Genomic DNA, 26,336 nt, shown 5'->3' with positions numbered 1-26,336 from the left:
GCCCCTCGGGCATCGAGAAAACACATGGACGTTCGCCAGTTCGCTTTCCTCGCGCGCCAACCTTCTGCGGCCCTGAAAAGTCGTTCCAACTTCCTTGGATTGCCCAAGCGTGGCTTGGCGTTAGTGTTGGCCAACGCGATGTTCTGGCAACCGTTGCTGGCCCAGGCGGACGGGATTGTGGTCAGCGCGCCGGGGACGACGCTCGGTCAGGCGGGCAACGGCGTGCCTATCGTCAACATTGCCGCGCCCAATGGCAGTGGGCTGTCGCATAACCAATTCCAGGATTACAACGTCGGTCAGCAGGGCGTGATCCTCAACAACGCGACCGGTCGGACCCAGTCGACCCAGTTGGGCGGGATCATACTCGGTAACCAGAACCTCAATGGTACGGCTGCCAGCGTGATCCTCAACGAGGTCAACGGCGGCAGCCCCAGCCAACTGCGCGGCTACACCGAAGTGGCGGGGCAGTCGGCCCATGTAATCGTTGCCAACCCCTATGGCATCAGCTGCAACGGCTGCGGTTTTATCAATACACCGCAGGCCACGCTGACCACTGGCAAGGCCGTCATCGAAAACGGCCAGATCACTCGCTACCAAGTCGACCAGGGCAGCGTTGCCATTGACGGCGCCGGCCTGAATGCCAGCAACGTCGACCAGTTCGAAATTATCACCCGCTCGGCCAAGATCAACGCTGAGATCCAGGCCAAGAACCTGACGATCATTGCCGGTGCCAATGACGTCGACGCCAAGACCCTCAAGGCGACTGCCCGCGCCGCCGATCCGGCGACCAAGCCGCAGCTGGCCATCGACTCCTCGGCCCTGGGCGGCATGTATGCCGGGGCGATCAAGCTGGTCAGCAGCGAAGCCGGTGTCGGGGTAAAACTTGACAGCAAGATGGTCGCCAGCAGCGGCGATATGCAATTGGATGCCAGCGGCGACCTTACCTTGGTTGATACGGCGGCGGCCGGCGCGATCAACATCAAGGCCGACAACCTGCAAGCCAAGGGGCCGGTCTACGCCGGCACCACCCTGGACGTGAAAACCCAAGGCGACCTGACCAGTCAGAACAACCTTGTCGCCAAGGACCGCATCACGCTCACCAGCGGCGGCCAGTTGACCAACAACGGCATCATCGAAAGCGGGGTCAATGCCGATAACACCCGTAATACCACGGGCGATGTCAGCATCAGTGCACAGCGCGTCAACAACACTGGCAAGAACATCATCGCCAGTCGTGACCTGGTTGTTAACGCAACGCAGACGCTGACCAACCAGGGCGGCACGCTCAGTGGACAAACCACCACCCTCAATGCCCAGACTCTGGACAATCAGAACAACGGGCGTGCGCTGAGCGTGAGTGCGCTGAAGGTTACGGCCGATGAGGTGTTCAATACCCTGGGGGTGATCACCAGCAGCGGTGACTTGACGGCCAATGTCGGGCACTTGAACAACCACAATGGCGAGCTTTCCAGCGCCGGTAACACCACGGTGAATGCCTCCTCGCTGGATAACAGCGATGGTCAGGTGACCGGTGACGTTGCACTGAATATCGGCTTGATCGGCGCCCTGAATAACCAGAATGGAGTGTTGGGTTCCGGACAGCGTGTGAGTATCACTGCCGCCAGCCTGGACAACAGCCATAACGGCAGCCTTGTCAGCGACGGCGGCTTGACCGCGCGCATTGCGAGCCTGTTCGATAACCAGAACGGTGACCTCAGCGCCAAAGGCGCGGTCGACCTGCAGACTGGCAGCCTCGATAACCGTAATGGCAGCCTGTCCGGCAAGGATCGACTGACGCTGCGCAGCGACTCGCTGGACAACCGCACCGGTACAGTACGCGCCATCAACGACCTGCAACTGAATGTCGGGCAACTCGATAACCGCCAAAAAGGGCTGCTCAACAGTCAGGCCGCGATCAACTTCTCGGGCACTCAACTGGACAACCGCGGTGGCTTGCTGAGCGCAGTAGGGCCGATACGTCTGGACGCAGCCAGTACCGATAACAGCGGCGGTCGCATTGCCAGCCAAACCGACCTGATCGCCAATGTTGCGCAGTTCACCAACCAGGGCGGCGAACTGGTCGCTCAAGGCGCGTTGACCCTGAACGGCAAGGGACTGGATAACCGTAGCGGCGGTCTGGTAGGCGCCACAAAAGCGCTGAAACTCAACGTCGATGCAGTGGACAACCGTGGCGGGGAAATCTCCAGCACCGTCGATGTCAGCCTGCAAGGCTCGCAACTGAACAACAGTGATAACGGCAAGATCCTCGCCGGCACCGATCTGGCCCTGCGCGTGACACAGATCATCAACCAGACCAAAGGCCAGCTGTTCAGCAAGGGCGCGACAACGGTTGCCGGACAGAGCCTGGACAACAGCGGTGGCAACCTTGTCACTCAGCAAGCTCTGGATATTCGCCTCGATAATGCCCTGAGCAACGTCGCCGGTCTGATCAGCAGTGAAGGCACCCTGGTGGTCAATGCAGGCAGTCTTGACAACACTGGCGGTAACTTGTCGAGTGCCGCCGCGATGGCACTGACCACCAAAGGTGTGTTGAACAATCAGAGCGGCTCGATCAGTACCGACGGCAGCCTGACCCTCAATAGCGCCATCCTCGACAACAGCCAAAAAGGTCTGATCAGCGGCAAGAATGCGACGGTTGTGACGACCGGTGTGTTCGACAATACCCAGGCCGGGCAATTGATCAGCGGCGACACCCTTGACCTGAGTGCGACTCAGGTGAGCAACGGTGTTGCCAGCCGGATTGCCAGCGACAAGGCGTTGACCGCCAGCGTCACTGGGTTTGATCAGCAGGGCGGTCAACTGTTCAGCAAAACCTCCCTGAGCCTGGACCTGAATCAGGGGCAGTTGAACAACCAGAACGGCCTGATCAACGCACCGTTGCTGATGCTGAAGAACCTCAAGGACATCAACAACCAGGGCGGTGAAATCTCCAGTGCCCAGGCATTCGCGCTGGACGCTCGCAACCTCGACAACAGCAACGGCAAGTTGATCAGCAATCAGGGCCTGACCCTGCGCCTCGAACACTTGCTGGCCAGCGTCAAGGGCCTGATTTCCGCCCAGACCCTGGACCTGCAGAGCGCCCGTCTGGACAACACGGGTGGTCTGATCAGCAGCCGCGACACCCTCGGGGTCACGGTAGGCGGTCAGGTCGTCAACCAGGGCGGCACCCTGATCGCAGACGGGAATATGCAGATCAGCGCCGACAGCCTGGACAACAGCGATGGCGGTCAGGTAGTTGCGCAGGGCGCGCTGGCGCTGACAGTCGATCATGTCATCAACCGTGCCAAAGGCCTTTTGTCGGGCAAGACTGACCTGACGTTGATCGGGCAGGATCTCGACAACAGCGGCGGCTCGCTGTTGAGCCAGAAAAACCTCAAGGCCGGACTCTCCGGCGATCTGACCAACAGTCAAGGCCTGTTGAGTGCTGAAGGCCGGTTGGACGTGACCGCAGCCAGCCTGACCAATACCCTCGGCAGCCTGTCTGCGGCAGGACCGCTGACGCTGACCACCACGGGCGACGTGCTGAACCAAGGCGGTGAGATCGTTACCGACGCTGGCCTCGTGCTCAACAGTGCCAGCCTCGATAACAGCAACAACGGCAGCATCAGCGGCAAAGGTGCGGTGCGCGTGAACGCCGGTGTGCTGGATAACAGCCACAACGGGCGGCTGAACAGTGGCGACACGCTGGACCTGACGGCTACCCAACTGACCAACCAGGACAGCGGCCGAATTGCCAGTTCCGGCGCCCTGACCGCAAGCGTCACTGGCCTGGATCAACAGGGCGGTCAACTGTTCAGCAACACCGCCCTGACGCTGGACGTGAACCAGGGTCAACTGAACAACCAGAACGGGTTGATCAGCGCGCCGTTGCTGATGTTCAAGAATCTCACCGACATCAACAACGATGGCGGTGAAATCTCCAGTGTCCAAGCGTTCAACGTGACGGCTCGCAGCCTGAACAACAACAATGGCAAGTTGCTGAGCAATCAGGCCCTGACCCTGCGCGTCGATCAGGCGCTGACCAACCTCAAAGGGCTGATAGCTGCCGCCACACTCGACGTCAAGGCCAGCGGCCTGGACAACAGCGGTGGCACGCTGACCAGTCGTGCCAATCTGGACGTGAACCTCGACGGGCTTCTGAATAACCAGAATAGGGGCCTGATCAACGCCACCAACGGCCTGACCATTAACAGCCGCGGTATCAATAACCAGAGCGGTTCGCTGTTGGGCAGCGCAATTGCCATCGATTTTGGTGCGGCCACGGCAGACCTGGACAACAGCGGCGGCCTGATCACCACCGCTGGCGTGTTGAGCATTCAGCATTTACGCGACCTGAGTAACCGCAGCGGCGAAATCTCCAGCACGCAAAGCCTCGCCCTGAGCGCGCGGGCACTCGACAACACGGGTGGGAAACTGATCAGCAACAACGTGCTGACAGTGAATGCCGACGCCGCGCAAAACCTCGGTGGCTTGCTGTCCGGCTGGCAGGGCCTGAGCCTGACCAGCACCAACCTGGATAACCGCAACAAAGGTACGCTGTCGAGTCGCGACGGCGATGTTTCCGTCGCCGTCAATGGCACGGTACTCAATAGCGGCGAAGGCGCAATCGTCAGCAGCAAAAACCTCAATCTCAACGCTGCGAACCTGGATAACAGCAACGGTGGTGTGATCTCCAGTGGCGGCGCCCAGACCCTGACCCTCAGCGGTCTGCTGACAAACGCCCAAGGCGGTTTGATCGACAGCGGCGCGGCACTGGTGATTCAGGCGATGACCCTGGGGAATGCCGGCGGCACCGTCAACGCCCAGCAGGGCCTCAGCTTCACCGGCACCGCGCTGGATAACACCGGTGGCAACCTGGTCGGTAACGCGGCAGTGACCCTTGATTTGCTCGGCGTGCTGACCAACACCAATGGCAAACTGGCCAGCGTCGGCCCGCTGCGGGTTCAGCGCTCAACGCAAATCGATAACCAGGGCGGCCAACTCGCCAGCCAAGGCTTGATGACGCTGCTCACCGGCGGCCTGGACAACCGTAATCGGGGCACCGTCGCGGCCAACGATCTGCTGACGATCACCACGCCGGGCGTGGTGCAGAACGACGCCGACGGCCTGATCTACAGCCAGAGCGGTGACCTGCAAGTCCAGGCCGGCAGCCTCAGCAATGGCAAAGGTACGCTGCAAAGTCAGGGGGCGCTGACCCTTACCACAGGCGCAGATATCAATAACCAGAGTGGCCGGATTATCGCCAAGGCCGGCGACCTGACCGTCTCCGCCGGCAATGTCGATAACCGCGGCGGCGTGCTCTCCAGCCTGCAATCGGCCTTCACTGCACAGCTTACCGGCGTGCTGAAAAACGGCTATGACCTGAACAACAACCGTCAGGGCGGCGTGACCCAGGCACAGCGCTTGAACCTGACCGCCTTGGGTGGCATCGATAACTACGGCGGGCGTGTGTCAGCGCAAAACGGTGACGCGATCATCACCACCGGCAACTTCGACAACCGTAACGGCGGCCTGTACGCCAAAGGCAAGATCAGCGTCACCGGCAACGATTTTGACAACAGTGGCGACAACGATGGCCAGATTGCCGGCCAGCAGATCGACCTCAATCTCAGTGGTGCACTGAACAACCGGCTGGGCATCATCGAAAGCGACAGCACCCTGGCAATCAAGGCCGCGAGCCTCGATAACCAGACCGGCCAACTGCGTGTCCTGGGCGGCAGCGGTAAAACCGACTTCCAGATTGGCGGGCTGTTTGACAACCGCAATGGCACCCTGGAAAGCGCCAACACCAACCTGAGCCTGGCGGCAGGTGGCTTTCTCAATGCCGGCGGCAGCTTGCTGCATGTGGGCGATGGCACGTTCGACATCTCTACCGCCAACGTCACAGGCGCCGGCGGCTCGATCGTCACTCGCGGCGGCCTGACGCTTAACGCCGATAGCTGGAGCAACAGCAATGTCATCCAGGCTGCGCGCCTGAACGTCAACGTCAATAACTTTACCCAGACCGCCAGTGGCCAGCTGTTGGCGTCCACCAGCCTCGTCGGTAGCGGCGGCAATTGGACCAACGACGGGCTGATCGCCAGTGATGGTGCGCTGAGCCTGAACCTCGGTGGCACATACGCAGGCAATGGCCGGCTCAGCAGCCTTGGGACACTCGGGCTGAGTGCCGGGCAAGTGAGCCTGAACGCCCCTTCGAGCATCGCCGGCGGCGGGGACACTACGGTGTCAGTCGGCGGCCAACTGAACAACGTCGGTCGCCTGACCTCGGCGACCAACCTGATCGTCAACGCCGGGGGCATCAACAACCAGGGCACGCTGGGCAGCGGTCAAGCGCTGACCGTGACCACTGGCGCGCTGGTCAATGACCACGGCCTGATCTTCAGTGGCGCGGACATGAGCCTGCGCCTCGACACACTGAACAACAGCTACGCCGATATCTACAGCCTGGGCAACCTGAGCATCGACCGCGACGGGCAGGGTGGTCTGGCAACCAGCGTGATCAACAGCTCGTCGAGCATCCAGAGCGATGGCAACTTGAGCTTGGCCGCCAGCACGCTTCAGAACGTGCGTGCCGTGCTGACCACCAGTGCCGGTGGCATTTACACCGCCTCCATCACGGAGTATCCGTGCATAGAAGGCCCGAACTATGCGGGTGACTGCAGCGGCAAGCAAAACCACCTGTGGCAGATCGACCAACGCGAAAAACTCGAGGTGACCGCTGCCAGCGCCGGTTCCAGCATCACCGCTGGGAAAAACCTCACTATCGCAGGCGGTGATGTACTCAATGCCAGCAGCACCATCGGTGCTGCCGGCAACCTCAACATTACCGCCAACAACCTGACCAACAGCGGCGTTGAAACCGGTGAAACTCAAACCTGGCGGCTGTTCGTGTCCGAGCGCACCCGCAATGCCGGCATGTGGTACAACGCTGCGGCGGCGTTCAACAACCGCTATGCCATTGGCGGCGCGGGCTACAACCCCCAAGACCTGAGCGGCCTGGTTGGTGCCATGTCCTCGTTTATCGGCATGACCGAGCAAGAGCGCACAGCGTTGCGCCGGGTCACCACGATCAGCACGGGTGACCAGAGCTACGCTGCCGTGATTCAGGCGGCAGGCGCGGTGAACATAAAGGCCCAGGACGGTATCGACAACCGTGTGGCGCGGCCCGGTTTCACCTATGTAGGTGCGGGTGCGAAAACCACTACCGGCAGTGCTGGCGCCAGCGGCGCGGGGACGTTTTCGACGCGCATTACGGTCAATCAGCAGCTGCCGCCGAACCTCGCCCAGCAGCAGGTGAATCCACTGACCTTACCGGGTTTCGCGCTGCCCACCGGGCAGAATGGTTTGTTCCGCCTGAGTGGTCAAGGCAGCAGTACTCCAGCGGCCAGCGGCCCGCAAAGCTGGACCATGGGCGGCGCCAGCGTCACCCCGACCCAGCGTCAGCCAGTGCTGCCCAGCGTCCAGCCCCCGAACATTCAACCGGGCAACGGCGCTCAGGCTTCGGCCAGCGGCGCAGATTTGACTGCGGCAGATTATCAGGCGCCAAACGTCAACGTGGGGGCCAGCGCGATTAACGTCAGCCTACCGGCTGCCAGCGCTGAGGGTTCTGCACTGCCAGGCCGGTCCACGGCATTTACCATTAATCGCGTCCAGGGCTTGCCCGCCAGCAGCGGTCAGTCCAAACCCCATAAATACCTGATCGAAACCAACCCGGTACTCACCGACCTCAAGCAGTTCATGAGCTCGGACTACCTGTTGTCCAACCTCGGTTACGACCCGGACCAAAGCGCCAAGCGCCTGGGTGACGGTTTCTACGAACAGAACTTGATTCAGCAAGCCGTAGTCGCCCGAACCGGCCAGCGCTTCATCGATGGCCAGACCTCAGACGAGGGCATGTTCAAGTACCTGATGAACAACGCCGTCGCCAGCAAGCAAGAGCTCAACCTGTCGCTCGGCGTCAGCTTGACCTCCGAACAAGTCGCAGCCCTGACCCACGACATTGTCTGGATGGAAAACGCCGAGGTGAACGGCGAGCAAGTGCTGGTGCCTGTGTTGTACCTGGCCAACGCCAACAATCGCCTGGCCGCCAACGGCGCTCTTATCCAGGGCAGCGACGTAACCCTGATCGCGGGTAAGGACCTAAGCAACGCCGGCACGTTGAAAGCTTCCAGCAACCTTTCGGCGACGACTGGTAACGACCTGGTGAACAGCGGTCTGGTGGAAGCGGGCAATCGGCTCGACCTGCTGGCCGGCAATAACCTGATCAACAAGGCAGGCGGTGTGATCGCCGGCCGCGACGTCTCACTGACGGCCGGCCGCGACGTGATCAACGAACGCACGGTCACCACCCACGAAAGCGGCAGCAGCTACCGAACCGAACGCACTGATTTCGTCGATAACGCCGCCCGCATCGAAGCCGCCAACAGCCTGACTGTCAACGCCGGGCGAGACGTCAACAACGCCGGCGGCGTGCTCAAAAGCGGCACGGACACCACGATCAGTGCCGGACGTGACGTCAACCTTGTCTCTGCTGAACAAGTCACCAGCGGCGCGCGTGGTTTGTATACCAGTCAGGCCATTACCCAATACGGCTCGACCGTCGATGCCGGGCAGGACTTGAAAGTCAGCGCTGGCCGCGATGTCACCGCGATTGCCAGTCAGCTTGCTGCCAAGCGCGATGTGAGCATGAGTGCGGTGGGTGATCTGACCCTGGCTTCGGCGGCGGATGAGCAGCATTCGTATGGTAAGACCAAGAAGGTGACGAGTCAGGAGGATCATGTTCAACAGGTCTCCACGACGGTGACAGCCGGAGGCAACGTCGCCTTGAGTGCGAACCAGGATCTGTTGGTAAGCGCCAGTCGTGTAAGTGCCGGGAAGGAAGCTTACCTGTACGCAGGAAACGATCTAGACCTGAACGCGGCGCAAAACAGCGATTACAGCTACTACCGCAAAACCAAGACCAGCAGCGGTTTGTTGTCCAGCAGCCAGAAGACACGCATGGACAGCAGCAGCTCTATCACTCAACAGGGCTCCTCTATCAGTGCCGATACGGTGGTCGTCCGTGCCGGTCGGGACATTGGCACTACCGCCAGTGACGTAGTTTCCACCAACGCCACCAGCCTGATTGCCGGACGCAATGTGGTGATTGACGGGGCAACGGAAACCTTCGAAGAAAGCCATTCTACGTCGAGTAAAAAATCCGGCCTGTTGGGGACTGGTGGTATAGGTTTCACCATAGGTTCGACCAGCCTTCAAAATACCTCGACCAGCACTACTGAAAGTAGCAAGGCCAGTACCATCGGCAGCGTGCTTGGCAGTGTCGATATTCAGGCCGGTAAAGATCTCAGCATAAAAGGTTCTGATGTTATTGCAGGTAAGGACATCCACCTCATTGGCCAAAACGTCAACATCATAGCGGCCGAAAATAACAACAAGAGCGAGCAAACCTCTAAAAGCAAAAGCGGTGGGTTGACGCTGGCACTCTCCGGAACTGTCGGCAGTGCGGTCAATACCGCTTATCAAACGGCCAAGCAAGCCAAGCAGGAAGACGACAGCCGTGTATCCGCCTTGCAAGGTATCAAAGCAGGGTTAACTGGCGTTCAGGCTTGGCAGGCTGCTCAGCAGAACGGTGGAATGACTGCTGACAACGCCGGGCAGTTTGTCGGTATTAGCATCTCCCTCGGCGCGCAGAAGTCCAGTTCAAAACAGGCCCAAGAACAAACGATTAGCCAAGGCAGTAGCCTGACCAGCGGCAACAATCTCAGCATTGTCGCCGTCGGTAACGGTACTCCTGGGGTAGACGGAGATATCCATGTTCAAGGTAGTAGCCTCAAAGCAGTCAACGACATTTCGCTGACCGCTGAGCGGGATATACGTCTTGAAGCAGCCGCCAATAGCCAAAAGCTGGATGGCAAAAACAATAGTGGCGGTGGTGCAATCGGGATTAGTTTGGGGGTTGGGCCTCAAGGCGGTGGCCTGAGTATCTTCGCCAACGCGAATAAAGGCACTGGTAATGAAAAAGGTACCGGCACCACATGGACTGAAACCACGCTGGACGCAGGACATCAGGCTAACCTGGTTAGCGGGCGAGACACTGCCCTTAAGGGCGCACAGGTCAGTGCTGACAAAATCGCTGCCAGTGTCGGTCGCGATCTGACACTGCAGAGCCTTCAAGACACCGACAATTATAAGTCCAAGCAAACTGATGTGAGTGGCGGCGTGAGTGTCGCGATCATCGGCACAGGTGGTTCAGCCAGTCTTAGCGTCAGCCAAACCAAGATTGACTCCAAGTACCAAAGCGTGCAGGAGCAGACCGGGTTATACGCGGGTAAAGGTGGTTATCAGGTTGATGTGGTTAATCACACACAACTTGATGGAAGCGTCATTGCCAGTACCGCAGAGGCCGATAAGAATCGGCTGAGTACAGGCACTCTCGGCTGGAGTGATATCAAGAACGAGGCCGAATACAAGAGCCAAATGCAAAGTGCCAGCGTCAGCAGCTCCAGCGACGGCAGTGGCGGTTTTACCAGCAACATGCCCAGCGGTACTTTGATCGCTTACAACCACAGTGGCAGCGCCAGTGGTACGACCTCATCGGCCGTCTCCAATGGCACTCTCGATATTCGCGACCCTGCCAAACAACAGCAAGATGTGGCGACCCTTAGCCACGATGTCGAACACGCCAACGACAGCATCAGCCCAATCTTCGATAAAGAGAAAGAGCAGAAGCGCCTGCAACAGGTAAGGCTGATCAGTGAGATCGGTACCCAGTCGATGGATATCATTCGCACGCAAGGTGCCATTAACGCCGCCAAAGCTCAGAAAGATCCAGTAGCGATCGCTGCTGCGAGAGACAAGTTGATCGCAGGGGGCAACACCGATCCAACAGCTGAGCAAATTGCGACGCAGATCACCAATACCGTGATGCAGCAGTATGGTACGGGCAGCGATTATCAACGTGCGGCGCAAGCAGTTACAGCCGCGTTGCAGGGGCTCGCCGGCGGAAATATCGCGCAGGCGCTAACCGGGGCCGCTGCGCCCTATCTGGCAGAGCAAATCCACAGTCTGACCGCCGATAATCCCGAAGCCAACTTGATGGCGCATGCGTTGCTAGGGGCGCTGGTTGCGCAAGCGCAGGGCAACTCAGCGCTGGCCGGAGCAGCAGGCGCTAGTGTTGGAGAGCTAATAGCGCGCCAGCTCTATCCAGACAAGAAGACCGCCGATCTGACAGAGAGTGAGCGGCAAACAGTATCGGCTTTGTCCACCCTAGCTGGGGGATTGGCAGGTGCGATTACCGGTGGAGGTGCTGCGGGTGCTGTGACCGGCGCGGGTACGGCTCAAAACGCCGTTGACAATAACTTTCTCAACCAAGGGCGGCCTGATGCCTACGCTACCCGATACGCCGGTTGCAAAGGTGAGACAGGTTGCGAGCTTACTGTCAGAAAGGACATCGCTAAGGAGTCAGCGGAAAATATCAACAAGCTGAAAGGTTGCTGGGACGCCGGTGACACTGCTTGTGTAGCAAAAATGCGCGAGCAAATTGAAACTGACAGAAACGCTTACACGAAGCTCAAGATCCAAGACCCTATGGTCGGTGGCGCCTACGAACAGTCTGCCGAATTTTATGCAGACATCGTGGACAATTGCGGGGGCAAGTGTGGATGGCTGCAAGCCGCACTGGAAAAAACGTTGGCTGATGGTGTTAACTTAGTCGTCTACGCTTTGCTGGGAGGTGCAGATGCTCCGAAGCGGTCGGGGGGAGTAGGATCAACAAGCGAAAGCGGTCCAAAAGCGGCAGGTGAAGTCGTGCCTCCCGCGCCTGTGGTTACTTCTGGTACGACTCGGACAGGTGTTGTTCGTACGAATGCCGCAGACTGGAGAGTACTACGTGATAACTGGGATGACCTTGGATATGGCCAAATCTTAAGTACTGAAAATCGGGCCGCGATTGCTAAAGGGAAGACTCCGAAGGTCGACGATGCATGGGTTAAAGTTTTTCCTGAAGATGCAGGGCTAAAGGGTGAGAGAATACCTATGCATCATGTTCAGGGTTCGCCACTTACTGTGCCACTGCCTGATACACGGCATTTGGACGCGCATATGCCAGGAGGATTTAGATATAATCCGGGCGGTCCAGGGTCAGCTCTCCCGGCATACCCTCCGAAAAAAGGAGCTGAGTAATGCATTCCATACCGCTAGAGCTTGCGAAGCAAAAGTTGATTTTTTACGTGGCTCAGGATTTGGACCAGTCTATTAGATCTAATGTGCAGCAGCTTGTGAATAAGGTTGCTGCGTCAAGAATATGGAGCGTTACTCCGCCAAGCTTTATTGACGAGATAGACGAGAGTGGTACGGAAGTAGTAGGTGGGATTTTGGAAATTTATTCGGCTTTGCCGCCAAACCTACTTCCTATTGAGATGGACTCAAAAAACCTAGATGACGTAGAGGCGCTGGTAGGTGCCGTAAAAAAACTATCTGAAAATGAAAGTCTTTCCTTTGAGTTTCAGTTAGATACTACTTATGTTGGCGCTATTGAGGACGGTGTTATTGATCGAGTCCTGCTGGACGGTTTGCTAGTACCGTGGCGAAATCACCTCAAAGGGAAAATTTGAGTTGGTGCAAAAGGAGGTTCTCCAGAAACTGTCACCTACTTCAGGGTTGAGGGCGGCGGATCTGGCACTAAGACCAGTCAGAACCGTATTACTGCCAATGAGTATGGAACCATCACCATCAACCCAGGCTGCGCAGGGCAAATTTGCGTAAGTGTTGGCAATGCTGAGCATGCTACGTACTACTTGACGAATAAGCGACCTGATGGCTCTGTAGTGATTTTTGACGTTAATGCTGGCCTTCATAAGGAAATTACGGACAGAGTAGTTCCTCAGCGGCCTGTTGCTGGTATGACGAAGGATCCTGATGCACCTAAGAGGGTAGACAAAGACCAGCCCGGTTACTCCCTCGAGCTACCCAAGATTTGGGAATCGCTACTCGAAAAGAACTCGAGTAACGCACGTGTTTATACACAGGATGAATTTTTCAAGGAGTTCAAGCAATGAAGGTGAACCAGACAGTTTTTGATGATCTTTGGAATGGAGAGAGAAGTGTCTGCTTTTTTGTACACTCTGGAAGATGTTATTGGGTGATAGATGAGAAGTATAATTTCTCTCTTGACGCGGAAAAAGACTATCGCGCCTATCTTGAAGATGGCGATATAACCCAGGAGCAATACGAGCAGTCTTGCAAAAGTTTCAGGGGCGGCATTCTGAAAATGACTTCGGAGAATTTTCTCCAGTATCTAGATGATTCAAGTGAAAAGATTCTGACTTCAAGCGATTTGAAGAATTTTATAGAAGCGGATTATGAGGTTTTTGAAAAGGCTGAACATTATTTTTTAACCGGTGAGGGTTTGTCGCCAGCGCTATTTAAAAAGGCTAATATTATTCATTCTAGGTTCCCCAAGTTCTACATAAATTTTGACAGAAAAATTTTTATGCATATGGATGACGCACGTGCTCATGAAAGTCTAGCTTATTCGGACTGGACTGCTGAATGCTTTGATTTTAGCTTTTTGATCCCTGCTCGCGAGCGCTACTGGATAGTGGCGGGCAATGACTATTGGAAACTTCGGTTTATATAAAGTGAGAAACGTCCAAAAGCAACTGGTCCGGTAGATAAGCTTCCACCTCTAAGGCAAGCATATGTCGATAAAGTTAATGGTTTGTCAGAGGTTAGTCTCAGAATGCGCGGAGCGGATGCAACACCAGAGCAAGTCGCTCGCCAACTTCATCAGGCGCGCCGTGAGTTAGGTATTCAGTGTAAGGATCTAACACCACCTGATTAGCTTGCAGAGATTTATGAGCGAAACTTGCGAGTATACGGGGAAAAACTTGGGCCATCCATTGATTGACTGAGAGCTAAAGGCAAAAGCTGGGAGCAGATAACTGAGCCTGCAAATCGTTCAGGTGGAAAGGATTTAAGCTTTTAAATATGACTGATGAATTTACATCAATAGTGCTGGGTGATGAATGCGATGCGGTGTTGCGTAACGTCCTGCACGTTGTTTTGGTCAGGCTTGGTGCTGTAGGTCTTGATAAGTCATGGACGGTTGAATGCTCTCAAGAAATTGAAGTCGCAGAGGTTGAGTTGATGGGTGGGAAAGTTAAAATTGAGTTAGAAGCACTCGTAGGTCTTACTATATTCGGCCACGAGTTTATTGTTGATGAAATAGCCGATAAGGTGGTTTGATGCTTAATTTTTCGCACGTACTTAATTCTTAGTGATGTATTCGTGAACTGGCCCATATTTTCCCCAGGAAAAATTCGTATCGCTGCCAACGCTCTTATTGAGGTTTGGTAGAAGGTGTCGCGGGTGTTGATCGAAAACCAGGTCAGCTAATAATTGCTAAGTTAAAGTGAGGTGAATAAATGGAGGCCTTTGAAAAATATGGAAAATACAAGGCGCAAGCCGTATCAAGAATCGAGCATGTAAAAAGCCACTTGGACGGCGGCTTTAATATCGAAAGATGTGTAGTAAATATAGAAACCGGCAAAGGTGATCCAATTGCGTGCATGGATAGGTTAGCGTCGCATGCATATGCGCAAGCTATAGAGGAATGGTTTAGCAATTCGTCATTGGAAAAGATGAAAACCTGGTTTTTTATAGCGGACAGTCTGCGTCGCCACCGGTATTCACTGAAAACCGACAAAATGAACTTCATGACGAAGACGTTTGATTTTTTAGCTGGCTTGGTTTCTGATAATGAATCCTTGATCAGTTGGTTCTGCAATAACGACGATATCTTTGATGCTAAAAGAGTTCAGGCGACCACTACGGCGGACTTTGTAGCGTATCAAATTAGGTTGGCGGTTAAAGGTGACTTTACTCAGTTGCTCGAGCGGTGTGCCAGAATGATTGCGCATCCACCTTCGGGACCCAAGAAGAGATTCATGCTGGATAATGAGTTTTTCATTGCGCTGGCCGAGGGTGATACGTCAAAAATGGAATCCGTTTTGCGCGAACTAACAACACCCGCCGCAATAAAGAGAAGGCTTAGTAGTGAAAGTGGTTATTCCGAGGGGCTGATTTCTACGGTTGGTGTTATTTACGCAAAAATTGCCTGGCGGCACGGTTATCAAGTAGCTATAGATACACCCTATATTCCAGCGGAGTGGCTACCCGTGAAACCGCTGGATTGCTATGATGTTCATTATGACTTTCTGAAATAGCAGGGTTGATGAAATATGAACAATCTTTCGAAAGATGCCCAGGTGCGAAGTCAGCTGTTTGAATCTCTTGTGGGTCGCTACAACGCAACATTGATTCCTGGTCGATACGGCGGCGACTACAACAATGATCAACTCGCGATTAGCGAGGCTGATGGGAACGTCACCTTGTTTTTGGGTTTAAAATTATTGGACAGTGAAGGTGCTTTACAGCTGGATGCTGCATCGCTTGGTCCGCATTTACAATACTCTAAACCGTGGTTCTCCGCGTTGATCGCTAGTTTGAAGTGCTCTCCAGACACTGTTCAATTTTCAGTTAAGATTGAATCTGCGCTTGCGAAAATTTTACTTGTGGCGTGCGTAATATGTATGGATCCCGTGACGCAAGATATTAAGTTGTTGCGTATTGCAATTTGATTCGCGAAGGAAGGGCATCAGAAAAGTAAGTGCCTTCCCTTCGGGGACTTAATGCTCGGCCAGATATATTTCCGGCCAACAGCCTCGAGCATTTAAATTGAAGTGTATGTTCATTAATAACAGGTGCTGCATCTGAGAAAAGGGCGCGGATTTATTTTCTTTGTCCCCTTTTTCACTCAGAAAAATGGATTTACTAAGGTTGAGAAGATTAAAATCGTCATTCTTCCTGTTATAGGGGAGTGGAAGAGTGCGAAGTCAATAAGGGGTATGGCTGATTAAGAATTTGATGACACGGTGTTTTTGCTAATGAGATCTGCGGGCTGTAGCGTTTAACTACATAAAGATAAATAGCCTGTTAAATTACTGTCTAGTCCTTAAATAGGTTTACACCTAATTCAATGGGCCCACGACCTGCCGATAGTGTTCTGCTCCCTGCAACGTCTGGCGAGTCAGCTTGATCTCCAGGCCTTGGGGTTCGTCCTTGCGATTGCCGCTCAGCTGACGCCAACCCTGGCCAGGCTCCCAGACACGCACCTGCAGGTCACTCACTTTGTCCAATACGGCCACGCCTTCGCCCGGTGCGGGAAGCGGGTAGCGGCTGCGCGCGGGTGCTGCTGCGCGGTATAGGGTTTGGTCCTGCAGCCACCAGCGTACCCGTTGCAAACCGTCTTCCGACGCGGCTGCGCTGCGGATCACGTCTAGGCGAAAGCGCTGATTGTCGGCGCTGCGTACGCTGATCGCCGGCGGCGCTTGCGCAGGTTCGGTCTCGTGCTGGGTAAGGTTTGGCACGCGCAATTCGGTGCTGGCGCGCAGGGCAAGGTCGCGTTCCAGCTGGTTCAGGGCGCGCAGTAGGGCTTCGGTGTGTTCGGTGCTCGCCTGCAGATGCTGGTCGGCACGGCTGACGCTGTCGAGGCCGCGCCAGGCAATCAGGCTGACAATCGCCATCAGCATGATCGCCACCATCACTTCAATCAGCGTAAAGCCGTGCTGCCGAGTATTCATGGCGTGGCCTCCACGCGAAATTGTCCGGCCGCGGTGCGCCGTACCGAAAGGCTGTTCTGCCCGTCCGACAGTTGCAGTTGCAACGGCGTATCGAACCACTCGGCGTTGAGTACGACCCGTTGTTTGGGGATGACGCGTACCTGAACCGCCGGTGTGTCCCACGCACGAGGGCGCAGTTGCGGGTCGCTGTTGAACTGATCGAAGCCCGTAGCGTGTTCATTGCGGCGGCTGAAGTGAAAACCTTTGGTATCTGCCAGCCAGGTGATCGGGCGCCCGTCGGCCAAGGCTTCGGCCTGGGCGACCTGCAGCAGTTGCACCAGGCGATTGGCGTCCTGGCGCAGCAGGTGCAACGGGTCGGGCTTGATACTCAGGCCGACCGCCGCACTGGCAATGCCGATGATGATGAGCACCACCATCAGTTCGATCAGGGTAAAGCCGTGTTGCCTGGCTGCTGTCATCGCGCAACGCTCCGTCGTCGTGGAGAACATACCGAGAGTTGTCCTGTAGACTGCGCGACAGGACAACAAGGAGGTTTCGTCTTGGCATACACTTTTCGTTTATCGCCCGCGCAATGTGTGCAGTCGGCGGCGTTGCTCGCGACGTTGGCGGGCGTGTTGGTCTGGTCATCACTGCTGCTGACCCCGGTCCAATCCAGCGCACCGCCGGCCGAGCGCGAAGACGCCGCAGTGGCGGTCGACAGCCCGGCATTGCAGTGGTTTTCCAATCGGCTTGCAGTGCTGGATATCAAGGTTTCAGGGATGATGACCGGTGCGCATGGCGCAGTCGCGATCCTCAGTCTCAACGGCATGCCACCCCGTGGGTTTCTGGTGGGGGAGCGCTTGACCCAGGGTGTGCGCCTGGTGGCGATTGAGCGCGACACCGTGGTGATTGAGCGCGGCAGCGAACGGACTCGATTCAAGGTCAGCACGCTGCCCGACGCTCAGTCGATGCCACGATTGACCCGGCCCTGAGCCCGCTCATTCGCGTTTTTCCACGGGCTGGGCGAGCAGCGTCTCGAGCCGCGCCAACGGCGGCGCCTCGCGTTCGCGGTCCGAGACCTGCAGCGTGACGCGCATCAGCCGGGGGTCTGCGCTCGGCGCGATCACTTGCCCGCAGCGCAGTTGCAGGCGCCCCTGATCACATTCGAAGGCCTTGTGCCCCGGTGCCAGCCGGCCTTCCAGGCGCAGTTCGGCCAGTCGGCTCTGCGCCGCCAGCAGTGCCAGTGATCGATCACGCAGCAGGCCATTGCTCTGGGTCATCAGGCCCGCAACGCGCACGGCTGCCGACATGGCCACGGCAATAATCGCCAACGCCACCAGCACCTCGATCAACGTAAAACCTTGCTCCTTGCGCGACAGCTCCATGGGTGACTCTTTACCGAAAACCGGCAGGCAGGATAACACTCGAAAACAGGCAGATGACTCAGCGTGCGGCTGAGTTTTTTCAATACACCATTTAGTTCATTTGTTACACTGCGCGCCGAATTGCAAACAAGCCAAGGATGGTGGATATGGATGTCGCTCGCGTCAAATTTCAGTCTGCAGGTGGCCGAGGCCAGCAGGGGTTCACCCTGATCGAGATCATGGTGGTGGTGGTGATTCTCGGCATCCTCGCGGCCATGGTCGTACCTAAGGTGCTCGACCGTCCGGATCAAGCCAGGGCCACGGCGGCCAAGCAGGACGTCTCCGGCCTGATGCAGGCACTCAAGCTCTATCGCCTCGACCACGGCACTTACCCGAGCATGAACCAGGGGCTCAATGTGCTGGTGGAGCGCCCGGCGGACGCCAAGAACAGCAACTGGCGTTCTTACCTGGAGCGTTTGCCCAATGACCCGTGGGGGCGTCCTTACCATTACCTGAACCCTGGCGCGAACGGCGAAGTCGACATCTTCTCCCTCGGTGCAGACGGGCAACCTGACGGCGACGGCGTGAACGCCGATATCGGCTCCTGGCAGCTCTAAGCGCTGCCATGAAAAACCCTTTGCTCAATAGGGCGAAACAGCGCGGCATGGCGATCATCAGCGCCTTGCTGATCGCCGCCGTGGTGGCGGTTATCGCCGCTGGCATGCTCACCCGGCAGAGCGTGTTTACCCGCTCGCTGGAAGCTGAACAGTCACGCCTGCAAGGCAGTGCGGTGCTGCTCGGCGGCCTGGAAACCAGCCGGCAACTGCTGTGGGATGCGCGTCGCAAGGAAGCACCAACGCGGCGTGACCAGGCATGGGCGCAACCGATCAAAAGCGCCCTCCCGGGTGCAGGTTTTGATGGGCGCCTGGAAGATCAGCAAGGCAAATTCAACCTGCGGAACTTGATCGCCGGCGAGCGCGTCAATGCCCGGCAATTACGCAGTTTTGAGCAGCTGTGCGCCATGCTCGGCATCGAGGCTGGCGTTGCGCAACGCATCAGTCAGCGCGTCATTGCCGCTTATCCGCGCCAGGAACATTCGCAAAGCACGACGCAAAACCGGTTTAACAGCGGCCGTGCGACCTCGCCCGACACCAACGCCAATCCCGTTCCTGCAACCCGGCCGATGCTGCGCAGCCTCGACGACCTGCGCGGTATCCAGGGCGTGAATGAGCGGGTGTTGGCGCGCCTGGCGCCCTATGTCAGCGTTATCCCGGTCAGTACCTGGGTCAACAGCAATACCGCCAGCGCTGAGGTACTGGCCGCGGTAGTGCCTGGGCTATCGCTCACCCAGGCGCAGGCCTTGGTCGCAGAGCGTGATCGGGGCCAGTGGTTTATCAATCGCGGCGACTTTCTCAATCGCTTGCGTGCGCCGCAGTTGAGCGTCGACGACCTTGACGTCGGCATCACCAGCGAATGGTTTCTGCTTCACGGTTACGCCCGTCGTGACAAGCGCCGAATCAGGGTGGACGCATTGTTGTATCGCTCGGAGAGCGACATGCCCAAGGTGATCTGGTCGAGACTGGGCGTATGAGTGTGCGCATTGCCTTGCCGCCGCTGAACAGCCTGACGCCGGACACTGAGCTTGCGTTCGCACGCCTGGACCGCAACGGTCGCGTCAGCCAGACCGGCGTCAGTACGCTGGCGTTGCTGGGGCAAACGGCTCAATCGCAGAGCGTGGAGTGCTTTCTTCACCCCATGGACAGCGTCCTCACACAGTTGCAGTTGCCACCGCTGTCGGCCGCGAAGACCCAGGCGGCGGTGATGTGTGCGGCACAGGCGCTGATCCTCGGTCGCATTGAACAGATGCATATCGCGCACAGCCCTGGCGATGCCGATGGGCACGTGTTCCTCAGTTGGTTGCCGACGTCGGTCCTGGAGCGTTTCGGTGAGGTGTTGAGCCAGCACCGGTTAAAGCTGCGGGGGCTTTATCCTGCACCCTATGGCCTGCCGGTGCCACCGGCCGGGCACATCAGTGCCTGTGTGCTGGAGGGGCATTTGCTGCTGCGCCATAGCCTTGAGCAAGGCGTGATCGAACCGCAGGTTCAGGCGAGCCTGGACGCGCTGGCGGCCAGTGGCAGCCGCTTGGCCTGGTTCGGTGACGACACCCCCGCTGCAGTGATCGAGCCACAACCTGCGCAGCAACGATGGTCTGCTGCTTTACCTACGTGGGGATTACACGGCGGCGTCGGCAAGGCACCAGGGTCGCAAGCGGGTTGGGGCAGGGCGCTGGCCTGTTGCGCGCTGGCAATCGGCGTGTGGCTGCTGGGCCTGAACCTGTACGCCGCGCGTGAGGCCAGCGAAGGCCAGCAACTCAAAATGCAAATGAGTCAGCGGGTCAAACAAGCGTTTCCCGAGTTGCCGGTGATCCTTAATCCACTGCAACAAGCCCGTCAGCAATTGAGCGCGCGGCAAAACCCGGCAAATAGCGACGCACCCCAGCGCTTTGCCGGCCTGATGCTGCAAGCCGCCGACGCGATGCCGTTCATGGTCGGCAATGTGCAGGGCCTGGTCTTTGAACAGGCAGAGCTGCACGTGAGTTTGACCGCCGATGCGCGGCGAAATACCCCAGATAACGCCTGGCAAGCCACCCTGGCCCAGGCCGGCGTCGCGGCTCAGGCCACGCCGACGGGCTGGCGCCTGCGCCCGGCCGATGCCGAATCCCGTGAACCCGACTCCGGTGCTGCAAGCGACAATGAATAAGCATTCCTTGACCCTTTGGCGTGGCCAATGGCAGCACTTCAACGCGCGCACACGGGGCGTTTGGCGAGGCCTGTCACGGCGGGAAAAACGCATGGTCGCGGGCACTGCGCTGCTGCTCGTCGGGCTGCTGAGCTGGCTGGTCCTGATCCAGCCGGCCTTGAAGAAAATCGAATATTGGCAGGCTGAAACACCAAAGCTGCGTGCGCAAACCGAGGCACTCGAACGCTTGCTGCGCGAGGTGCCGACGCCAACCGCCGGCCAGCCCCTCGAACCGGCCCTGCGCCAAAGCTTGGATGCGCGCGGGCTGGTCGGATATTACCAATTGACGCCGGTGGAGACCGGCTGGCAGTTGACGTTCGAAACCGCACCGGCTGACGCAGTCATCGGTTGGCTGGTGAGCAACCCAAGGCAATTTTCTCTGGAAGTGGTCGAGGCCCGTTTGCAGCGTGCAGGCGAAGCCAAGGCCGATGATACGGCAGGCACTCTGTCGGGAACTGTCCGCATGGATCAGGCGTTTGGCGCTAAGGAAGCTTCATGAAGTGGTCAGGTTCCAATTATGTACGCAACGCCGCGCCGTTCCTGTTACTGGCACTGAGCGCGTGCAGCACGCAAACGGCTTCCAACGCGCCACCGCTGCTGGTCGACAGCGAACTCGGCCAGCCCCTGGCCAACACCCAGCGCAGCGGCGACGTACTCCTGGAACGCCAGCGCGCCCAGACGCAGATCGAGCGGCAAGCGCGGCCGCAGCGTACCCTCGTCAATCCGGTGCGCCGGGGCGGCGCAAGTATCGGCGGTACAACGCTGAGCAACCCGCTTGGCAGCCAGCCGGTGAGTCTGAATTTCGTGGATGCCGACATTCAAGCCGTCGTGCGCGGACTCTCCCGCGCCACCGGCCGGCAGTTTCTGGTCGACCCACGCGTAACCGGTTCCCTGACCCTGGTGTCTGAAGGCGAAGTACCGGCCCATCAGGCCTACGATATGTTGCTGGCGGCATTGCGCATGCAGGGCTTCAGCGTGGTCGACGTCGGCGGCGTGGCCCATGTGGTACCGGAGGCCGATGCGAAATTGCTCGGTGGGCCGGTCTACAGTGCCGACCGGCCGGCGGCGAATGGCATGCTCACGCGCACGTTTCGCCTGCATTATGAAAATGCGGTGAACCTGATCCCGGTGCTGCGCCCAATCGTCTCGCCGAACAATCCGATCAATGCCTACCCCGGCAACAACACCTTGGTCATCACCGACTACGCCGACAACCTGGCGCGCGTGGCGCAGTTGATCGACAGCATCGACAGCCCCAGCGCGATCGATACCGATGTCGTGCAGGTCCAGAACGGCATCGCGGTGGACATCGCCGGTATGGTCTCGCAGCTGCTGGAACAGCCTGGCAGCGACGCCACCCAGAAGATTTCGGTGGTGGGCGACCCGCGTTCCAACTCGATCATCATCCGTGCCGGCAGCCCGGAGCGCACCGAGCTGGCGCGCAACCTGGTGTACAAACTCGACAACGCCCAGAGCAATCCGAGCAACCTGCACGTGGTGTACCTGCGTAACGCCCAGGCGGCGAAGCTGGCCCAGGCACTGCGCGGCTTGCTCACCGGTGAAAGCGACAGCGGCACCGGCGATACCGGACGTTCGGTGCTGAGCGCGATGGGTGGCAACACCAGCGGCGGGCAGAGCGGCCAAAACAGCCCAAGTAGCACCAGCCAGACGTCGAGCAGCGGCAGCAGTTCCAGCAACGGCACCGGCATGGGCTACGGACAGAGCGGCGGCAATTCGAGCAGCCAGGCCGGCGCCCAGGCCACGGACCAAAGTGTCGCCTTCAGCGCCGGCGGTGTCACGATCCAGGCGGACGCCACCACCAACACCTTGCTGATTTCCGCGCCCGAGCCGCTGTACCGCAACCTGCGGGAAGTCATCGACATGCTGGACCAGCGTCGCGCACAGGTGGTGATCGAGAGCCTGATAGTTGAGGTCGGCGAGGACGATGCCAACGAATTTGGCGTGCAATGGCAAAGCGGTGACCTGGCGGGCAAAGGGGTGATCGGCGGCACCAACCTGGGCGGCAGCGGGCTGCAGACCGGCGGCCTGACCAGCATCGACGCGCTGCCCGGTGGCCTGAGCGTGGGTTACCTCAGCGGCACGGTGAACATCCCCGGTGTCGGCAATGTCATGGACCTCAAAGTGCTGGCCCGCGCCCTCAAGAGCAAGGGCGGCAGCAACGTACTGTCAACGCCGAACCTGCTGACCCTGGACAACGAAGCCGCGAGTATTTTCGTCGGCCAGACCATTCCGTTTGTCAGCGGCAGCTACGTGACCGGAGGGGGTGGCACCAGCAACAACCCGTTCCAGACCGTGACGCGCGAGGAGGTTGGGCTCAAGCTCAATGTACGGCCACAGATCTCCGAAGGCGGCACGGTCAAGCTCGATATCTACCAAGAAGTCAGCAGCATCGACGAACGCGCCTCCAGCAGTGCGACGTCGGCGGGCGTGGTGACCAACAAGCGCGCAATTGACACCAGCATCCTGCTCGATGACGGGCAGATCATGGTGCTCGGCGGCCTGCTGCAGGACGGCTACAGCCAGAGCAACGAGGCGGTGCCCTGGCTGTCGAGCATTCCCGGGCTCGGCGCGTTGTTTCGCAATGAACGCAGGGCCACCACCAAGACCAACCTGATGGTGTTCCTACGGCCCTATATCATCCGTGACAGCGCCGGTGGACGGGCGATTACCCTGAACCGCTACGACTTCATCCGCCGGGCCCAGGGCGCACTGCAACCGGAGCGCAGTTGGGCGATGCCGGGCATGCAGGCGCCGCAATTACCCGCCGCGGCCGTGGGGGTGCCGGCGGCACCGGGAAGCGGGCAACCCCGCGCGACGATTCGCGCAGTGCCGCTCCAATGAACGCGTTACCCTACGCCTGGGCCAAGGCTCAACGCATCCTGCTGCGCAATGGCGAGGAGGGTGCGGTGCTGACGGTTTGCCCATCGACACCCGGCTGGTCGATCAGCGAGGTGCGCCGGCAGTTCGGCGCGGCGCGGCTCGAGCAGGTGCGGGACGAGGAACTCGACGGCTTGCTCGCCGCAGCCTACGCCGATACCGGCAGCGCGGCGGCGGTGGTGGGGGCGGCGGAAAACGAAGTCGATCTTGACCGCTTGATGCAGGACATCCCGGAAATCACCGACCTGCTGGACACCCAGGACGGCGCGCCGGTGATCCGCATGATCAACGCGTTGCTCACCCAGGCCGCGCGTGACGAGGCCAGTGACATTCACATCGAGCCTTACGAAAGCCATTCGGTGGTGCGCTACCGGGTCGACGGCACCCTGCGTGACGTGGTCTCGCCGCGTAAGGCGTTGCACGCGGCGCTGGTGTCGCGGATCAAGATCATGGCGCAACTGGACATCGCCGAAAAACGCCTGCCCCAGGATGGCCGCATCGCGTTGCGCGTGGCGGGTCGGCCGATCGACATTCGCGTATCCACGGTGCCCACCGGCCACGGTGAGCGGGTGGTGATGCGTTTGCTCGACAAACAGGCCGGGCGCCTGCAACTGGAAACCCTCGGCATGGACGTGCAGGTGCTGGCCAAGCTGGACAACCTGATCCGCCAGCCCCACGGCATCGTGTTGGTCACCGGCCCCACCGGCAGCGGCAAGACCACCAGCCTCTATGCCGCGCTCGCACGGTTGGACGCCAGCACCAGCAACATCCTCACCGTTGAAGACCCGGTGGAATACGACCTGCCGGGCATCAGCCAGATCCAGGTGAATGCCAAGATCGACATGACGTTCGCCCTGGCCCTGCGAGCGATCCTGCGCCAGGACCCGGACATCATCATGATCGGCGAGATCCGCGACCTCGAAACCGCACAGATCGCAGTGCAGGCTTCGCTGACCGGGCACCTGGTGCTGGCCACGCTGCACACCAATGATGCGGTATCGGCGGTCAACCGGCTGATTGACATGGGCGTCGAGCCGTTCCTGCTGGCGTCTTCGATGCTCGGCGTGTTGGCGCAAAGGCTGGTGCGGCGCCTGTGCAGCCACTGCAAGCAGGAAGACCCGGCCCACCCAGGCACGTGGCGGCCGCTTGGCTGTGCCGCCTGTAACCACACCGGCTACAGCGGCCGCACCGGCATCCATGAGTTGTTCTGTATCGACGATGAGATTCGCGCGTTGATCCACCAGGGGGCGGGTGAACAGGCCCTGCGCCTTGCGGCACGCGAAGCGGGCATGTTCAGCCTGCGCGAAGACGGTGAGCGTTGGGTGCGCGCAGGGGCCACGGCGCCGGAAGAAATCCTGCGTGTGACACGGGACGCCTGATGAATCGCTACCGTTTCGAAGCCGCCGACGCCACCGGCAAGCTTGAGTCCGGGCACCTTGAAGCCGATAGCCAGCGCGCCGCGTTCGGGGTGTTGCGCAGCCGTGGTCTTACCGCGCTCTCGGTGCAGCTTGAAACCCCTGTGCCTGCCGGCGGCGGCGCATTGTTCAGCGCCAAGTTCTCCGACAACGACCTCGCCTGGGCCACGCGGCAACTGGCGAGCCTGCTGGGCGCCAGCCTGCCGTTGGAGGCCGCCTTGAGCGCCACGGTCGAACAGGCGGAAAAAAAGCATATCGCCCAGACCTTGAGCGCGGTGCGCGCCGATGTACGCGGCGGCATGCGCCTGGCCGAGGCGCTGGCGACACGGCCACGGGATTTCCCGGCGATCTATCGCGCATTGATTGCCGCCGGTGAAGAGTCCGGCGACCTTGCGCAGGTCATGGAGCGTTTGGCCGATTACATCGAAGAACGCAACAACCTGCGCAGCAAGATCCTCACCGCGTTTATCTACCCGGGTGTGGTCGGGCTGGTGTCGATTGCGATCGTGATCTTTCTGCTCAGCTATGTGGTGCCGCAGGTGGTCAGTGCGTTTTCCCAGGCTCGCCAGGACTTGCCGGGGCTGACCCTGGCGATGCTCAATGCGAGTGATTTCATTCGTGCTTGGGGAGTGTGGTGTTTCGGTCTCATGGCCGCCGGCTTCTGGGGATGGCGCCTGTATTTACGTAACCCGGTGGCGCGCCTGAACTGGCACAGCCGGGTGCTGCGCTTGCCCTTGATCGGGCGCTTTGTGCTGGGCCTGAACACGGCGCGGTTTGCCTCGACCCTGGCGATTCTGGGGGCCGCCGGGGTGCCGTTGTTGCGTGCCCTGGAAGCGGCGCGCCAAACCCTGTCCAATGACCGCTTGAGCCTCAGCGTAAGTGATGCCACGGCGAAGGTGCGCGAAGGCGTGAACCTCGCGCCGGCGTTGCGCGTGGAAAATGTGTTCCCGCCGGTACTGATCCACCTGATCGCCAGTGGCGAAAAAACCGGTTCGCTGCCGCCAATGCTGGAGCGGGCGGCGCAGACCTTATCGCGCGATATCGAGCGTCGGGCCATGGGCATGACGGCGTTGCTGGAGCCACTGATGATTGTCGTGATGGGCGCGGTGGTGCTGGTGATTGTAATGGCCGTGCTGCTGCCGATCATCGAGATCAACCAGTTGGTGCAATAGCTGCAAGCGCGCACTAAAAAGCCCCCGTCACCGAGGGCTTCTTTTTAC

17 protein-coding genes are annotated in these 26,336 nt (G+C 58.8%); 14 read left to right on the top strand and 3 right to left on the bottom strand.

Annotation, left to right across the window (positions count from 1 at the left end; translation table 11 throughout):
* The first annotated feature begins 24 nt into the window (after nt 1-24).
* The 6 genes from K7431_RS02245 to K7431_RS02220 all read left to right on the top strand — a co-directional run bounded on the left by K7431_RS02245 (nt 25) and on the right by K7431_RS02220 (nt 15,659).
* The gene (locus tag K7431_RS02245; protein ID WP_012724410.1) at nt 25-12,201 is read left to right on the top strand and encodes a hemagglutinin repeat-containing protein; all 12,177 of its coding nucleotides are present in this window, start codon (nt 25-27) and stop codon (nt 12,199-12,201) included.
* A complete protein-coding gene (locus K7431_RS02240; RefSeq protein ID WP_012724409.1) occupies nt 12,201-12,632 on the top strand; it encodes a hypothetical protein in 432 nt (143 codons plus the stop codon). The genes K7431_RS02245 and K7431_RS02240 overlap by 1 nt, the downstream gene beginning before the upstream one ends.
* Before the next feature lie 440 nt (nt 12,633-13,072).
* Nucleotides 13,073-13,657 (top strand): hypothetical protein, encoded by a 585-nt coding sequence (locus K7431_RS02235; protein ID WP_012724407.1) that lies wholly within the window; start codon nt 13,073-13,075, stop codon nt 13,655-13,657.
* 350 nt (nt 13,658-14,007) lie between these two features.
* Entirely contained in the window at nt 14,008-14,265 is a 258-nt protein-coding gene (locus K7431_RS02230; protein WP_012724406.1) for a hypothetical protein, read from the top strand.
* A gap of 179 nt (nt 14,266-14,444) precedes the next feature.
* Complete coding sequence (locus tag K7431_RS02225) at nt 14,445-15,245, top strand: Imm49 family immunity protein (protein ID WP_012724405.1); 801 nt, start codon at nt 14,445-14,447, stop codon at nt 15,243-15,245.
* 15 nt (nt 15,246-15,260) lie between these two features.
* Nucleotides 15,261-15,659 (top strand): hypothetical protein, encoded by a 399-nt coding sequence (locus K7431_RS02220; RefSeq protein WP_012724404.1) that lies wholly within the window; start codon nt 15,261-15,263, stop codon nt 15,657-15,659.
* Nucleotides 15,660-16,049: 390 nt separating this feature from the next.
* On the opposite strand, the gene K7431_RS02215 is transcribed toward K7431_RS02220, so the two are convergent.
* Nucleotides 16,050-16,661 carry a prepilin-type N-terminal cleavage/methylation domain-containing protein gene (locus K7431_RS02215; protein ID WP_012724403.1) on the bottom strand — a complete coding sequence of 204 codons (612 nt, stop codon included), beginning with the start codon at nt 16,659-16,661 and terminating at the stop codon, nt 16,050-16,052.
* Nucleotides 16,658-17,119: a GspH/FimT family pseudopilin gene (locus K7431_RS02210; protein ID WP_012724402.1), complete on the bottom strand. Its 462-nt coding sequence runs from the start codon at nt 17,117-17,119 to the stop codon at nt 16,658-16,660. Before K7431_RS02210 ends, K7431_RS02215 begins: the two co-directional genes overlap by 4 nt.
* A gap of 81 nt (nt 17,120-17,200) precedes the next feature.
* On the opposite strand from K7431_RS02210, the gene K7431_RS02205 reads away from it, so the two are divergent.
* Nucleotides 17,201-17,632: a general secretion pathway protein GspC gene (locus tag K7431_RS02205; RefSeq protein WP_012724401.1), complete on the top strand. Its 432-nt coding sequence runs from the start codon at nt 17,201-17,203 to the stop codon at nt 17,630-17,632.
* Between the two features lie 6 nt (nt 17,633-17,638).
* On the opposite strand, the gene gspI is transcribed toward K7431_RS02205, so the two are convergent.
* Nucleotides 17,639-18,025, bottom strand: coding sequence for a type II secretion system minor pseudopilin GspI (gene gspI / locus K7431_RS02200; RefSeq protein ID WP_012724400.1), 387 nt, complete (start codon nt 18,023-18,025; stop codon nt 17,639-17,641).
* Nucleotides 18,026-18,171: 146 nt separating this feature from the next.
* On the opposite strand from gspI, the gene gspG reads away from it, so the two are divergent.
* The 7 genes from gspG to gspF are packed head-to-tail and all read left to right on the top strand — an operon-like array spanning nt 18,172 to nt 26,288.
* Nucleotides 18,172-18,621, top strand: a complete 450-nt coding sequence (gene gspG / locus K7431_RS02195) for a type II secretion system major pseudopilin GspG (protein ID WP_012724399.1) — start codon at nt 18,172-18,174, stop codon at nt 18,619-18,621.
* Between the two features lie 8 nt (nt 18,622-18,629).
* Nucleotides 18,630-19,595 carry a type II secretion system minor pseudopilin GspK gene (gspK, locus tag K7431_RS02190; RefSeq protein ID WP_012724398.1) on the top strand — a complete coding sequence of 322 codons (966 nt, stop codon included), beginning with the start codon at nt 18,630-18,632 and terminating at the stop codon, nt 19,593-19,595.
* Nucleotides 19,592-20,764 (top strand): type II secretion system protein GspL, encoded by a 1,173-nt coding sequence (gspL, locus tag K7431_RS02185; protein WP_043205383.1) that lies wholly within the window; start codon nt 19,592-19,594, stop codon nt 20,762-20,764. The genes gspK and gspL overlap by 4 nt, the downstream gene beginning before the upstream one ends.
* Nucleotides 20,757-21,302: a type II secretion system protein GspM gene (gene gspM / locus K7431_RS02180; RefSeq protein ID WP_043205382.1), complete on the top strand. Its 546-nt coding sequence runs from the start codon at nt 20,757-20,759 to the stop codon at nt 21,300-21,302. Before gspL ends, gspM begins: the two co-directional genes overlap by 8 nt.
* On the top strand, nt 21,299-23,665 hold the full coding sequence (gspD, locus tag K7431_RS02175) for a type II secretion system secretin GspD (protein ID WP_012724395.1): 2,367 nt from the start codon (nt 21,299-21,301) through the stop codon (nt 23,663-23,665). Before gspM ends, gspD begins: the two co-directional genes overlap by 4 nt.
* The gene (gene gspE / locus K7431_RS02170) at nt 23,662-25,080 is read left to right on the top strand and encodes a type II secretion system ATPase GspE (protein WP_012724394.1); all 1,419 of its coding nucleotides are present in this window, start codon (nt 23,662-23,664) and stop codon (nt 25,078-25,080) included. Before gspD ends, gspE begins: the two co-directional genes overlap by 4 nt.
* A complete protein-coding gene (gspF, locus tag K7431_RS02165) occupies nt 25,080-26,288 on the top strand; it encodes a type II secretion system inner membrane protein GspF (RefSeq protein WP_012724393.1) in 1,209 nt (402 codons plus the stop codon). The genes gspE and gspF overlap by 1 nt, the downstream gene beginning before the upstream one ends.
* Nucleotides 26,289-26,336 lie beyond the last annotated feature (48 nt).

It is taken from the genome of Pseudomonas fluorescens group sp. (assembly GCF_020093335.1).
GTDB lineage: Bacteria > Pseudomonadota > Gammaproteobacteria > Pseudomonadales > Pseudomonadaceae > Aquipseudomonas > Aquipseudomonas petroselini.
The sequence above is the reverse complement of the archived record's forward strand: the minus strand, read 5'-3'. Positions and strand labels throughout refer to the sequence as shown.

Coding starts and splice junctions, on each gene's coding strand:
- K7431_RS02245 (WP_012724410.1), top strand. CDS start 25: ATGGACGTTCGCCAGTTCGCTTTCCTCGCGCGCCAACCTTCTGCGGCC.
- K7431_RS02240 (WP_012724409.1), top strand. CDS start 12,201: ATGCATTCCATACCGCTAGAGCTTGCGAAGCAAAAGTTGATTTTTTAC.
- K7431_RS02235 (WP_012724407.1), top strand. CDS start 13,073: ATGAAGGTGAACCAGACAGTTTTTGATGATCTTTGGAATGGAGAGAGA.
- K7431_RS02230 (WP_012724406.1), top strand. CDS start 14,008: ATGACTGATGAATTTACATCAATAGTGCTGGGTGATGAATGCGATGCG.
- K7431_RS02225 (WP_012724405.1), top strand. CDS start 14,445: ATGGAGGCCTTTGAAAAATATGGAAAATACAAGGCGCAAGCCGTATCA.
- K7431_RS02220 (WP_012724404.1), top strand. CDS start 15,261: ATGAACAATCTTTCGAAAGATGCCCAGGTGCGAAGTCAGCTGTTTGAA.
- K7431_RS02215 (WP_012724403.1), bottom strand. CDS start 16,661: ATGAATACTCGGCAGCACGGCTTTACGCTGATTGAAGTGATGGTGGCG.
- K7431_RS02210 (WP_012724402.1), bottom strand. CDS start 17,119: ATGACAGCAGCCAGGCAACACGGCTTTACCCTGATCGAACTGATGGTG.
- gspI (WP_012724400.1), bottom strand. CDS start 18,025: ATGGAGCTGTCGCGCAAGGAGCAAGGTTTTACGTTGATCGAGGTGCTG.
- gspG (WP_012724399.1), top strand. CDS start 18,172: ATGGATGTCGCTCGCGTCAAATTTCAGTCTGCAGGTGGCCGAGGCCAG.
- gspK (WP_012724398.1), top strand. CDS start 18,630: ATGAAAAACCCTTTGCTCAATAGGGCGAAACAGCGCGGCATGGCGATC.
- gspL (WP_043205383.1), top strand. CDS start 19,592: ATGAGTGTGCGCATTGCCTTGCCGCCGCTGAACAGCCTGACGCCGGAC.
- gspM (WP_043205382.1), top strand. CDS start 20,757: ATGAATAAGCATTCCTTGACCCTTTGGCGTGGCCAATGGCAGCACTTC.
- gspD (WP_012724395.1), top strand. CDS start 21,299: ATGAAGTGGTCAGGTTCCAATTATGTACGCAACGCCGCGCCGTTCCTG.
- gspE (WP_012724394.1), top strand. CDS start 23,662: ATGAACGCGTTACCCTACGCCTGGGCCAAGGCTCAACGCATCCTGCTG.
- gspF (WP_012724393.1), top strand. CDS start 25,080: ATGAATCGCTACCGTTTCGAAGCCGCCGACGCCACCGGCAAGCTTGAG.